The organism is Phenylobacterium sp. (assembly GCF_035309685.1).
Classification (GTDB): domain Bacteria; phylum Pseudomonadota; class Alphaproteobacteria; order Caulobacterales; family Caulobacteraceae; genus Phenylobacterium.
This window is the reverse complement of the sequence record NZ_DATGEX010000064.1, coordinates 209314-221125: the sequence shown is the minus strand read 5'-3', so window position 1 is coordinate 221125 and position 11812 is coordinate 209314. Positions and strand designations below refer to the sequence as shown.

The window sequence follows — 11812 nt, the reverse complement described above, 5'->3', positions numbered from 1 at the left end:
TCTCCCTCTTCGGCTTTGACCCGACTATAGGCCGGGTCCGCAAACGACAAAGGCGCCCCGCCGCAAAGCGGAGCGCCCTCGTTCGTCAGGCGGTTGGTTGAATAGGGCCTAGAACTTGTAGTGCACCTCGACGCCATAGGTTCTGGGCGGGGTGAGGTCGTAAGCCGGCCCTTGGGTGAAGCCGCCGCCGCCCACCGGCGCTGCGATCGGATAGCCGCCGGCGGCCGCGTCGTAGCCGAGCGTGTTGAACAGGTTCCGCACGTAGGCCACGAGCTCGTACTTGTCGTGGTTGCCCTGCCAGGTGGCCCGCAGGTCGACCTGATCCCAGCTTGGCGCCTCGTCGTAGCTGCGCAGGAACACCGAGGCGTAGGACTTGTCCTTCCAGATGTAGCTGCCAGAAAGGATCAGGTTCCCGGGGTCGAAGACGAAGGTGTAGTTGGCGTTGAAGGCCACCTTGTTCTTCGGCGCCTGGGGCAGGGGGTCGCCGCTCACCGCCTGGGCGCCGGTGCCGCCGATGGGCCGTGCGCCCAGCGCGGTGGCGTGGGGGTCGGCGACGTCGACGAGACAGGTGCCGGTCGCCACGCCGCCCACCAGAGAGCAGCCCGACTGGATGCGCGTGTCGTCGAAGCCGTAGACCAGGCTCAGGTTCAGGTGCTCGACCGGGTTCCAGATGGCGGTGAACTCGACGCCCTTGGAGATCGCCTTGGGGATGTTGACGAACTCGGTGACGTTGACCGCGCCCACCGGCACGCCGATCGGGATCTGGGCGTCCTGGTAGTTGTAGTAGAAGGCGTCGGCGTCGAGCACGAAGTTGCCCATGGTCTTCTTGAAGCCGACCTCGAAGTCGTCGACGTGCTCCGGCAGCGCCTCGACGTTGGCCCCGATGAAGCCGGCGTTGAAGCCGAAGGCCTTGTAGCCGCGGTTGTAGCGGCCGTAGACCAGCGTCTTGTCGTCCGGCGTCCACGACAGGCCCAGCGTGCCGGTGAAGGCGTCGGAGTGATCCTTCAGGCAGCGCACGTCGTCGCCGGCGAACTTGCCGGTGGTCTGCAGGGTCGGCGCCGAGCAGACCCCCTTGCTGATCGCATTGCTGACCTGCACCGGGGTGATGTCCACAGCCGGCAGCAGCGAGCCCAGGTTCTCGGCGCTGACCGCCGCGGAGAGGTCCTGGAAGACAATGTAGCGGGCCTCTTCCTGCCCGTGCTTTTCGTCATAGGTGTAGCGCAGACCGGCCGTCAGCTTGAGCTGATCGGTGAACTTCCAGTCGATCTGGCCGAAGGCGGCGGTCGACGAGATGTGGTCCTGATAGTCCAGCAGCAGGTAGTTTAGGCTGGGGTTCGGCGGCGCCTGCAGGCCGGCGGCGGCCGGCGAGGGGTGGGCGATTTGCGGCTGGTCCGGCTCCTGGAAGGTCTCCGGATTGTTGTCGAACTCGTCGTAGCGGTAGAAGCCGCCTATCCACTGCACCGGCCCGTCGTTGGTCGACGCGAAGTCGAGCTCGTGGCTCGACCAGTTCGGGTGCGCCTCATACTGGAAGATCTGTTTCGGATGCACGGTCAGGGGCGTGCAGATCGGCGCCCCCAGGCTGGCGCAGGTCCCGCCCGGCGCCAGCGGAATCTGGAACGAGGTGACCGGAGAGTTGTCGTTGTTGAAGTAGGCGGTGTGCAGATTGTAGTGATACTGGCTGTAGCCGCCGATGTACTTCATGTCGAACCCATCGAAGTGATGGGTGAAGTGCAGGGTGATCGTGTAGGTCGCGTTCAGCACGATGTCGGTCGGCTGGGCGTGGGCGAAGGTGCGGATGTTCTTCAGCGCCGGGTTGTCGGTCAGGCCGGCCGGGATGCCGACCACGGAGCCGGGCACCGCGCCGCCGCCGAACGGGAAGTTGGGGTTGAACACCAGCTGCCCGGGCTGGGTCTCCGAGGTGTCGTAGTGGCCGGACGTCGGGATGCCGAGCAGGCCGCCCGGACCGCCGCGGTCGTTGTTGAACCACAGCGTGTAGGCGTCCAGCCAGATGTCGTTCTTGTCGTTCTTGTACTCCAGCATGGCGTCGAAATAGGGGTCGTGGCGCACGTCGCCCTCGGTCGGCCCGGTCAGGTTCTTGAAGTAGCCCTTGGTCTGGTTGAGGTCGTAGGCGCTCAGCCGGTAGGTGAGCCCATTGACCCCGGGGACGGGCCCGGTGACCGTGCCCTCGATCTTGGTGTAGCCGTAGTTGCCGGCGATCAGGCGGACCTCGCCGCCGAAGTCTTCCTGCGGGCGCTTGGAGAGGGTGTTGATCAGGCCGCCCACGGCGTTGCGGCCATAGAGCGTGCCCTGCGGCCCCAGCAGCACTTCCACCTGGTCGATCAGCATGTCGTCGCGGCCGACGAGGAAGGTCGAGTTGGAGAAGAAGTCGTCGTAGTAGACCGCGACCGCCGAGTCCGAGAGATAGATGTTGTTGTTGCGCGCGAGGCCCCGCATGACCGGGCGGTCCAGCTGGCTGGAATAGGTCAGGCCAGGCGTGAAGTTGGTCATGTCCTGGACCGTGGAGATGCCCTCGATCGCGCGTTCGCGGGCGCTGAACGCGGTCACGGCCACCGGCACGTCCTGCAGGTTGGCCGAGCGCCGCTCGGCGGTGACGACCAGCTCTTCGATGGTGTTGCTGGCTGCGGCGCCGGCGACCGGCTTGGTCTGAGCGTAGGCCGACGTGCCCAGCGCGGCGACAAGCATGGCGCTGGACGCCAGAAGGGCGTGTTTCCACTGCATATGCGTCTTCTCCCAGGGTTTTCACGAGCGCTATTGGCTGCGCTTGAGGAGGGACGCTGTAGCTGTGGAATTGTGACGTCAACGTCACGGAACTAAGTTATCAGCGATAACTGACTAAGTCTCACCTATGTGGATTTTAGGAGACACAGGTTTTCGAACGCTGGTGCGTCGCCCGGAAGCTTTACCTAGCGGCATCTTGTCATCTGGGAATTGTAGTCAGGGTAGTCTAAAAGCTTATCTGGATACGTTGTATACTGTGTCTGAAGTATGGCGACCTTGGATTCCGCGAGATACCATTCATTCGAAAATCTCGAAATTTGTCACGGAATCAGACGCATCCACCATACGATCCATCCCACCTGAAGTTGCAAGTTGAAATAGTGGTTACCATCGTAACGAGCGGGCCGCCCGCCTTTTGCTGCCCCGGAGAGCGCCAGGCTCTTCCCCGCGCGGCGGCGCGCGCTTAAGGAAGCCCCCTCGACGTGGGAGGCCCATTCCGATGCACCGCAAGCCCGATGGAAGCTGGGACAAGACCCGACTGCCCAGCCGCCATGTGACTGAGGGGCCCAGCCGCGCGCCGCACCGGTCCTACTACTACGCCATGGGCCTGGGCAGCCGCGAAATCGCCCAGCCCTTCGTCGGCGTGGCCTCCTGCTGGAACGAGGCGGCCCCCTGCAACACCGCCCTGATGCGCCAGGCCAAGGCCGTGTCCGAAGGCGTCAAGGCGGCCGGCGCGACGCCGCGTGAGTTCTGCACCATCACCGTCACCGACGGCATCGCCATGGGCCACGAGGGCATGCGCTCCTCCCTGGTCAGCCGCGACCTGATCGCCGACTCGGTGGAGCTGACCATGCGCGGCCACGGCTATGACGCGCTGGTCGGCATCGCCGGCTGCGACAAGTCGTTGCCGGGCATGATGATGGCCATGCTGCGGCTGAACGTGCCCAGCGTCTTCCTCTACGGCGGCTCGATCCTGCCGGGCTCCTGGCAGGGCAGGGACGTGACCGTCGTCGACGTCTTCGAGGGCGTCGGCATGCACTCGGCCGGGCGGCTCAGCCTGGACGACCTCTGCAGCCTGGAACAGGCGGCCTGCCCGTCCGACGGCGCGTGCGGCGGGATGTTCACCGCCAACACCATGGCCTGCGTCTCCGAAGCCATCGGCCTGGCGCTGCCGCTCTCGGCCTCGCTGCCCGCGCCCTATCTCAGCCGCGACGCCTATGCGGTGGCCTCGGGCGAGGCGGTGGTCCGGCTGATCGCCACGGGCCTCAGGCCCCGCGACATCGTCACCCGCAAGTCCTTCGAGAACGCCGCGGCGGTGGTGGCGGCCACCGGCGGGTCGACCAACGGCGGCCTGCACCTGCCGGCCATGGCGCATGAGTGCGGCATCAGCTTCACCCTGCGCGACTTCGCCGAGATCGCGGCCCGCACGCCGCATATCGCCGACATGAAGCCCGGCGGCCGCTTCGTCGCCAAGGACATGGGCGAGGCCGGCGGCATGCCGATGCTGCTGAAGACCATGCTGGAGGGCGGCTACATCCACGGCGACTGCATGACGGTCACCGGCAAGACCATCGCCGAGAACCTGAAGGACGTGGTCTGGCGCGACGACCAGGAGGTGATCCGCCCGATCACCAATCCCCTGTCGCCGACCGGCGGCGTGGTGGGCCTGTGGGGCTCGCTCGCCCCCGACGGCGCCATCGTCAAGGTCGCCGGGATGACCAGCCACCGCAGCCATCGCGGCCCGGCCCGCTGCTTCGACGGCGAGCAGGCCTGTTTCGACGCGGTCGAGGCGGGGAACTACCAGGACGGCGACGTCCTGGTGATCCGCTACGAAGGCGCGCGCGGCGGGCCCGGCATGCGCGAGATGCTGTCGACCACAGCGGCGCTCTCCGGCCAGGGCCGCGGCGACAAGGTGGCCCTGATCACCGACGGGCGCTTCTCCGGCGGCACGCGCGGCCTCTGCGTCGGCCACATCGGGCCCGAGGCCCAGCTCGGCGGTCCCATCGCCCTGGTCAAGGACGGCGACATCATCGCCATCGACGCTGACAAGGGCACGATCGAGCTGGAGGTCGATCCCATCGAGCTGGAGAACCGCCAGCGGCACTGGGAGCCGAAGAAGACCAACTACGGCTCCGGCGCGATCTGGAAGTTCGCCCAGCTCGTCGGCCCCGCGCATCTGGGGGCGGTGACCCATCCGGGGATGGACGGCGAGACCCACGTCTACGCCGACCTCTAGGTGATGACCCCATGAAGACCATCGGCCTGATCGGCGGGATGAGCGCCGAGAGCACCACCGTCTACTACCAGCTGATCAACCGGCTGGTGCGCGAGCGGCTGGGCGGGCTGCACTCGGCGCAGATCGCCCTGTGGTCGCTGGACTTCGCCCCCGTCGCCGAACTGCAGGCCAAGGACGACTGGGACGCCACCGGCGCGATCCTGGCCGACACGGCGGTGAGGCTGGAGGGCGCGGGCGCCGACTGCCTGCTGATCTGCGCCAACACCATGCATCTGAACTACGATGAGGTGGCCGGCGCGACCGCCGTCCCGGTGATCCATATCGCCGACGCCACCGGCGCGGCGCTGAAGGCCGCGGGCGTCAAAAAAGCCCTGCTGCTCGCCACCCGCTTCACCATGGAAAAGCCGTTCTACGCCGAGCGGCTGAGCGCCCAGGGGATCGAGACCCTGACGCCCGACAAGGCCGACCGCGACGCGCTGCACGCCATCATCTACGACGAACTGGTGGTCGGCGTGATCACCGAAGCCTCCAAGGCCGCCGTGCTGGCTATGATCGACAAGGGCAGGGCCGCCGGCTGCGACGGGATCGTCTTCGCCTGCACCGAGATCGGTCTCCTGCTGGACGTCAACGCAATGCCGCTGCCCACCGTCGACAGCGCCGTCGCTCATTGCGAGGCGGCGGTCAGCTTCGCGCTGGCCTAGGTCCTAGAGCCCCATCCGCAGGGGGCGGTCCAGATCGTCCTCGTCGTCCTCGTCCGCCGCGACATGTTCCGCCTGGGCGGGATCGTCCTCCCACGGCGCCGCGTCGCGCGCCGCGTCGGCGGCGAAGGCGAACAGCGGGGGTGGCGGAGGCTCCGGGTCAGGCGCCGGCGCCGCTGGCGGAGCGGGCGCGGCCTGGGCCGGCGCCGGTGCGACTGCGACGCTCGCCGCCCGCCGCGTGGTGACCGGGCGCCGCAGCAGGGCCTCGATGCGGGCGAGCCAGCGGTTGGCCTCGGCGATCGCCTCGGCGGGCGGCAGCTCGTCGGCGCGGCCCTCGTCCTCGGCCAGCCACAGGTCGAGCACGAAATCGGGGTGCGCCAGGTCGTCGAACACCAGGCGCAGCGCCACCCGCTCGGCGGCGTCGAAGGCGTCCAGCGCGCGGCGCGTCTCGCCCCGGTGCGCGCGGCCGACCACCAGGCCGTCGACGATCACCTCGGCGCCCATCAGCTCGTCCAGCGCATAGACCAGGCCCCAGGCGCCGGCGTCCCAGACCACGGCCACTTGGTTGCTGGTGAAGTTGAAGCCCATGCCCCGCCCGCGGCCCAGCGCCGCCAGGAAGCCGTGCGGCGGGCCCTTCAGGACCACCTTCAGGCCGCGGCGGATCCTGCGGCCCTCGTTGTTGGTCCAGCGTGCGATCCCGGCCGCCAGAGTGACCGCGATGCCGGCGACGCCGAGCAGAGCCAGAAGCCGGGTGACCTCGTCCATGGGGGGCGAAGCTAAGCCGGTTCGCTGAGTCTCCCCAAATGGGGCGCCTTTAGAGGTCGAGTTCGATCACGAAAGGGACGTGGTCGGAGGGCTTGTCCCAGCTCCGCACGTCGCGGTGGATGCTAACCCCCGCCAGCAGGTCCGCCGCCTGCGGCGAGAGCAGAGCGTGGTCGATGCGGATGCCGTTGTTCCGCTGCCACGCGCCGGCCTGGTAGTCCCAGAAGGTGTAGGCGCCGGGCGCACCGTCGGCGGCCAGGTAGGCGTCGGTCAGCCCCAGGTATTTCAGCGCCCGGAACGCCTCGCGGGTCTGCGGGCGGAAGAGGGCGTCGCCCTCCCAGTTGGCCGGGAACTCGGCGTCGCGGGCTTCGGGGATGACGTTGTAGTCGCCGGTCAGCACCAGCGGCTCTTCCAGCTTCAGCAAATCCTGCGCATGGCGGTTCAGCCGGTCCATCCAGGCGAGCTTGTAGGGGTATTTCTCGGTATCGACCGGATTGCCGTTGGGCAGGTAGATCGAGGCCACGCGGACCGGCGTCGGGCCGGAGATCACCGCCTCCAGGTAGCGCGACTGCTCCTCCTCGCCAGGGTCGGGCAGACCGCGGCGCACATCCTCCATCGGCGACTTCGAGAGCAGCGCCACGCCATTGTAGGATTTCTGGCCGTGGACGGCGACGTTGTAGCCAAGCCGTTCAAAGGCTTCGGCGGGGAATTTCTCGTCGACGCACTTGATCTCCTGCAAGCAGGCGACGTCCGGCTGCGCGGCTTCGAACCACTTCAGCACCGTCTCCAGCCGCGCGTTGACCGAGTTCACGTTCCAGGTGGCGATGCGCATCGGCGATAAGGTTTCCGGCCGCTATTTCTTGGTCATGGTCAGCGGAACCGAGCCGCCCTGGGTGAAGCTGCCGGCCAGGCTCTTGCCGTCCGCCGACAGCTTGGCGGTGTACTCGGCGCCGACCGACAGGAACAGCAGCGAAAGCTGGCCGCCGTCGGTCTTCACCGCGGACGCCGGGATGGTGGCGCCCTGGTCGAGGCTGTTCATCTCGGCGGTCGTTTCGCCATTGGCGGTCTTGACCGTGAGTTCGAGATGCAGGGTCTGGCCGCCGGCCGAGATCGCGCCGGCCCAGACGCCATCGTAAGCCTGGGGCGCCTGCGCGGACGCTGAACCGCAAAGGAGCGCCGCCGCGGCCACCCCCAGCGCCATGCGGCGCGTGATCGAAGCGATGCTCATTCTGACGCCCTCCCGAAGGTTGTGCTGAAGACTTGGGGAGTCTGCCGTTGAGCGCAAGGCGAACCTCGTTGGCCCTTGCCGGGTGTCAGGGCTTGCTGAACTGTGGCAGCATCCGCGCAATTGGGGAGGCGGCATGGATTGGGAGCTTAAGCGCTCGGCGACGCGCCTGGTGGGCGAACCGCGCGGGCGGGTCGACGAGACCACCTGGGAAGCCTTTTCCCAGGCGCTGACCGGCGCCGTGCGCGAAGCCGCCGCGGCCGGCGGCCTGCCGCTGATCGTCGACCTCTCCGGACTCGACTACATGTCGTCGCGGGGCCTGCGGGCGCTGACCATGGCCAAGCGCGAGGCGGGCGAGACGGTGCCTATCACGCTCGCCGCCCCCAACGACCGGATGCGCGAGATCCTGGCGATCAGCCGCTACGACAAGCTGTTCAACGTGACCGACGCCGTCGAACCGGAAACGTGATCAAAGGAGGCATGATGCAGGTCGCTTTCCGATGCGCGTAAGGTTCTGGGGCACGCGCGGGTCGCTGCCGGTCGCGCAGAAGGCCGGCGCCATCCAGGCCAAGATCGCCCGGGCCCTGGTGGCGGCAAGCGGCCAGGCGTTCGCCGATGAGGCGCAGGCCGCGGCCTTCGCCCAGGCCAACCTGGATTTCGCCACCTACGGCGCCTACGGCGGGGCCACCTCCTGCGTGGAGATCGAGGGCGCCGACGACGCCTACTTCGTCTGCGACATGGGCTCGGGCCTGCGCGAGTTCGGGATCGACGCGTTCCGGCGGTGCGCCGCGGGCCACCCGCGGGTCTTCCATATCTTCCTGTCCCATCTGCACTGGGACCACATCATGGGCTTCCCGTTCTTCGGGCCGGCCTTCGACCCCGGCGCGACCATCGTCTTTCACACCGGCCACCCCGACGCCGAGGAGGCGCTGCGCCGCCAGCAGGAGGAGATCTCCTTCCCGGTGCCGTTCGACTGGCTGAAGGCCAGGATGTCGTTCAAGGTGCATCGGGTCGCGGCGCCCTTCGAGGTCGCCGGCGTGACCGTGACCCTGATCCAGCAGCACCACAGCCACGAGTCCTTCGGCTATCAGTTCGTCCGCGACGGTCGCTCGGTGATCTATTCCACCGACAGCGAGCACAAGCTGGACAACATGGAGTCGGAGGCCGCCTTCGAGGCCTTCTTCGCCGACGCCGATCTGGTGATCTGCGACACCATGTATTCGCTGGGCGACACCGTCAGCCTGAAGCAGGACTGGGGCCATTCCTCGAACATCGTGGCGGTCGACCTGTGCCACGCGGCCGGCGCCAAGCGCCTGGCGCTGTTCCACCACGAGCCGACCTATGCCGACGAGGACATCCAGCGGATGCACGCCGAGACGGTCCGCTACGAGGAGCTGGTCCGCGCCGACCGGCCGGAGCTCGAGGTGATCTGCGCCTACGACGGCCTTGAGGTCGAGGTCTGAACGAGCTCGATCCCGGCGCCCGCCTGCGGGTCCTATTGGGCGGGATCGCCGCGGCGATCCTGGCGGCGCTGACGCTGCTGACCGCGGGCGACGCGATCCGCCAGCCGCTGTTCGACACCTGGCAGCGGCTGGCCGCGCCCGTTCCGCCGCCGCCGTCCGCCGCGGCGGTGGTGCTGATCGATGGGCCGAGCCTCAAGGCCGTCGGCGGCTGGCCCTGGTCGCGCTATGTCATGGCCCGGTTGACCGAGGCCATCGCGTCGCGCGGCGCCAAGGCGATCGGCTTCGACATCCTGTTCCCGGAGGCGGACCGCACGACGCCGGGGCTGTTCGCCGACCTCTATCCGGAACTCCCTAAGCCGACGGCGGACGAGATCCGCAAGCTGCCGTCCATGGATGCGATCTTCGCCCGGGTGATCGGCCGCAGCCCCGTGGTCCTGGGCCGGGCGGGCATCGACAAGGACTCGCTGGATCTGGTGGGCGGGGCGGCGCCGGCGCCGCCCGAGGCGCAGTTCACTGGCGCGGCGCCAAGCGGGATTTTCGCCTATCCCGAGGTGGGTGCGAGCCTGACCATCCTCGACGGCGCCGCGCTCGGCCACGCCCTCTACAACGGGCCCAAGGACCCGGACGGCGTCACCCGGCGGGTGCCCCTGGTGGCGCGGGCCGCCGGAACGCTCACGCCCGGCTTCGCCCTCGAACTGGTGCGGGTGGCCGAGGGCGAGGACGGCGCGAAGCTGATCTCCAACGGCGGGCGGCTGCGGGCCGTGCAGCTGGGCCGCCACACCCTTCCGGTCGACGCGCAGGGGCGGATGGCGCTGCGGTTCCGCGGCCTGAAGGGCGCCGACACCATCTCGGCGGTGGAGCTGCTGCGGACCGGGGTGCGGCCCGACATCTTCAAGAACAAGATCGTCCTGGTCGGCCTGGCGGCGGCCGGAACCTCCGACATCGTCACCACGCCCACCGGCGTCCAGACCTACGGCGTGCTGGTGCAGGCCGAGGCGGTGAACAACATCGTCGGCTCCAGCGCCAAAGGGAGCGGCGGCCTCTATCGCCCTGACTGGGCGATGATCGCCGAATGGAGCCTGGGCCTGCTGGCGGCGGCGGCGGCCTGGTGGTTCACGCCGCGGCTGGGGCTCCTGGCCCTGGTGACGGCGGCCGTGGCGCTGACCGGCCTGGCGGTGGGGACGAGCTATGGCGGATTCCTGCAGCAGGGCTGGCTCCTCGACCCGGCGCCGGTGCTGGCGCCGGGCGTGGCGACCGCGGCGGCGATGATCGCGCTCTTGTTCGTCGAAGGCCGCCGCGTGCAGGCGCGCCTGCGAGGCGCGCTGGACGAGGAGCGGGTGTCGGCCGCCAAGATCGCCGGCGAGCTGTCGGCGGCGGCCGAGATCCAGTCGGGCATGCTGCTGCCGCGCGAAGCGCTGCGCCGCGTCTCAAGCGCCGTCGAGATCGACGCGGTGCTGCAGCCGGCCAAGAGCGTCGGCGGCGACCTCTACGACGCCTTCATGATCGACAAGACCCGGCTCTGCTTCCTGGTTGGCGACGTGACCGGCAAGGGCGTTCCGGCCTCGCTGTTCATGGCGCTGTCCAAGGCGCTCTCGCGCAGCTTCCTGATGCGGCCGGAGATCGGGCTGGATATGGCGCTCGACGGCATCAACGCCGAGCTGTCGCGCGACAACGGCCAGGCGATGGCGGTCTCCCTGCTGGTCGGCGTGCTGGACCTCGCCGACGGGACCCTGGACCTCTGCAACGCCGGCCACGAGAATCCGCTGGTGGTCGATTCCGCGGGCGCGGTGCGCGAGCTGCGCCTGGAGGGCGGCCCGGCGCTCTGCGTGGCCGAGGACTTCCCCTATCCGGTGGAGCGCCACCGCCTGGAGCCCAGCGAGACCCTGATCGTCTACACCGACGGCGTCACCGAGGCGCAGAACCCGACCGGCGACCTCTTCGACCGCGAGGGCGCGATGGCTGTGCTGAGCGCAAAGGCGGCCCAGCCGCTGGCCGAGATGATCGACGCGCTGATCAGCGCCGTCCGCGCCTTCGAGGCCGGCGAGGACCCCAGCGACGACCTGACCGTCCTGGCGGTGCGCCGGCCCGCCTAGCTAGCGGACCGTGATCTCCACCCGCCGGTTGCGCGGCTCAGCCGTGTTGAGCGGCGTCGGCACCAGCAGTTCGCGCTCGCCCCGGCCGACGGCGCGGCTGATCGTCGGGTTGAGCCCCTGGGCGATCAGCGCCTCGCGGATATCGCGGGCGCGTTTGAGCGACAGCATGTCGTTGTCGCCCTCCTTGCCGACCGTGTCGGTGTGGCCGGTGATCTGCACCTCGGCGCCCGGCCGCTTGGCGATCTCGGCGAACACCTTCTTCAGCTCGGGCTCTGAGTCCGGCGTCAGCTTGGTGGTGCCCTCCAGGAAGTAGAGGGTGAACCTGGCCGGCGGCGGCGGCAGAGTGTCCGTGAGCGCGGCGTAGAGCTTGGGATCGGCCGGTTTGGCGGCGAACTTGCCGCCCAGCGCGGCTTGGGTGTTTTCCGCGGTCAGCGAGCCGGTCTCGGCGCCGGTCTTGCCGTCGAACAGCGCAACCGCGCCGACGTTGGCGCCGGGCTCGCCGGGCAAGAGGGTGACCGAGCCGGCGGGCGTCGTCGCGCAGGCCGCCAGCAGCAGGAGCAGCGGCAGGACCAGAAGCGCCCTCACGGCCAAACCTT

The 11812-nt window shown here is 68.8% G+C and carries 10 protein-coding genes; 5 read left to right on the top strand and 5 right to left on the bottom strand.

The features are described 5' to 3' along the window. Window positions 1-108 precede the first annotated feature (108 nt). Window positions 109-2739, bottom strand: a complete 2631-nt coding sequence (locus VKQ35_RS20050) for a TonB-dependent receptor (protein WP_324364494.1) — start codon at window positions 2737-2739, stop codon at window positions 109-111. 499 nt (window positions 2740-3238) lie between these two features. Between VKQ35_RS20050 and ilvD the strand changes: the two genes are divergently transcribed. Both ilvD and VKQ35_RS20040 read left to right on the top strand, forming a co-directional pair. Beyond that, window positions 3239-4975: a dihydroxy-acid dehydratase gene (gene ilvD / locus VKQ35_RS20045; RefSeq protein ID WP_324364493.1), complete on the top strand. Its 1737-nt coding sequence runs from the start codon at window positions 3239-3241 to the stop codon at window positions 4973-4975. An 11-nt stretch (window positions 4976-4986) separates the two neighbouring features. Next, window positions 4987-5676 (top strand): aspartate/glutamate racemase family protein, encoded by a 690-nt coding sequence (locus VKQ35_RS20040; protein WP_324364492.1) that lies wholly within the window; start codon window positions 4987-4989, stop codon window positions 5674-5676. A 3-nt stretch (window positions 5677-5679) separates the two neighbouring features. Here the strand turns inward: VKQ35_RS20040 and VKQ35_RS20035 are convergent, their stop codons facing one another. From VKQ35_RS20035 to VKQ35_RS20025, 3 genes are read right to left on the bottom strand one after another with little or no spacing between them, the layout of a single operon-like run. Then, window positions 5680-6438, bottom strand: a complete 759-nt coding sequence (locus VKQ35_RS20035) for a hypothetical protein (RefSeq protein WP_324364491.1) — start codon at window positions 6436-6438, stop codon at window positions 5680-5682. A gap of 49 nt (window positions 6439-6487) precedes the next feature. Further along, window positions 6488-7267, bottom strand: coding sequence for an exodeoxyribonuclease III (gene xth, locus VKQ35_RS20030; RefSeq protein ID WP_324364490.1), 780 nt, complete (start codon window positions 7265-7267; stop codon window positions 6488-6490). 21 nt (window positions 7268-7288) lie between these two features. Then, a complete protein-coding gene (locus VKQ35_RS20025; RefSeq protein WP_324364489.1) occupies window positions 7289-7663 on the bottom strand; it encodes a hypothetical protein in 375 nt (124 codons plus the stop codon). Between the two features lie 133 nt (window positions 7664-7796). Between VKQ35_RS20025 and VKQ35_RS20020 the strand changes: the two genes are divergently transcribed. From VKQ35_RS20020 to VKQ35_RS20010, 3 genes are read left to right on the top strand one after another with little or no spacing between them, the layout of a single operon-like run. Further along, window positions 7797-8129, top strand: coding sequence for an STAS domain-containing protein (locus tag VKQ35_RS20020; RefSeq protein WP_324364488.1), 333 nt, complete (start codon window positions 7797-7799; stop codon window positions 8127-8129). A gap of 31 nt (window positions 8130-8160) precedes the next feature. After that, a complete protein-coding gene (locus VKQ35_RS20015) occupies window positions 8161-9123 on the top strand; it encodes an MBL fold metallo-hydrolase (RefSeq protein ID WP_324364487.1) in 963 nt (320 codons plus the stop codon). A 35-nt stretch (window positions 9124-9158) separates the two neighbouring features. Continuing rightward, a complete protein-coding gene (locus VKQ35_RS20010; protein WP_324364486.1) occupies window positions 9159-11216 on the top strand; it encodes a CHASE2 domain-containing protein in 2058 nt (685 codons plus the stop codon). Here VKQ35_RS20010 and VKQ35_RS20005 read toward each other — a convergent pair whose 3' ends face one another. Beyond that, on the bottom strand, window positions 11217-11801 hold the full coding sequence (locus VKQ35_RS20005; protein ID WP_324364485.1) for an OmpA family protein: 585 nt from the start codon (window positions 11799-11801) through the stop codon (window positions 11217-11219). Between the last annotated feature and the right edge of the window lie 11 nt (window positions 11802-11812).

Excerpts from the sequence above, each read along its gene's own strand:
- VKQ35_RS20020 (WP_324364488.1), top strand. The coding sequence starts at position 7,797 with ATGGATTGGGAGCTTAAGCGCTCGGCGACGCGCCTGGTGGGCGAACCG.
- xth (WP_324364490.1), bottom strand. The coding sequence starts at position 7,267 with ATGCGCATCGCCACCTGGAACGTGAACTCGGTCAACGCGCGGCTGGAG.
- VKQ35_RS20025 (WP_324364489.1), bottom strand. The coding sequence starts at position 7,663 with ATGAGCATCGCTTCGATCACGCGCCGCATGGCGCTGGGGGTGGCCGCG.
- VKQ35_RS20015 (WP_324364487.1), top strand. The coding sequence starts at position 8,161 with ATGCGCGTAAGGTTCTGGGGCACGCGCGGGTCGCTGCCGGTCGCGCAG.
- VKQ35_RS20035 (WP_324364491.1), bottom strand. The coding sequence starts at position 6,438 with ATGGACGAGGTCACCCGGCTTCTGGCTCTGCTCGGCGTCGCCGGCATC.
- VKQ35_RS20050 (WP_324364494.1), bottom strand. The coding sequence starts at position 2,739 with ATGCAGTGGAAACACGCCCTTCTGGCGTCCAGCGCCATGCTTGTCGCC.
- ilvD (WP_324364493.1), top strand. The coding sequence starts at position 3,239 with ATGCACCGCAAGCCCGATGGAAGCTGGGACAAGACCCGACTGCCCAGC.
- VKQ35_RS20040 (WP_324364492.1), top strand. The coding sequence starts at position 4,987 with ATGAAGACCATCGGCCTGATCGGCGGGATGAGCGCCGAGAGCACCACC.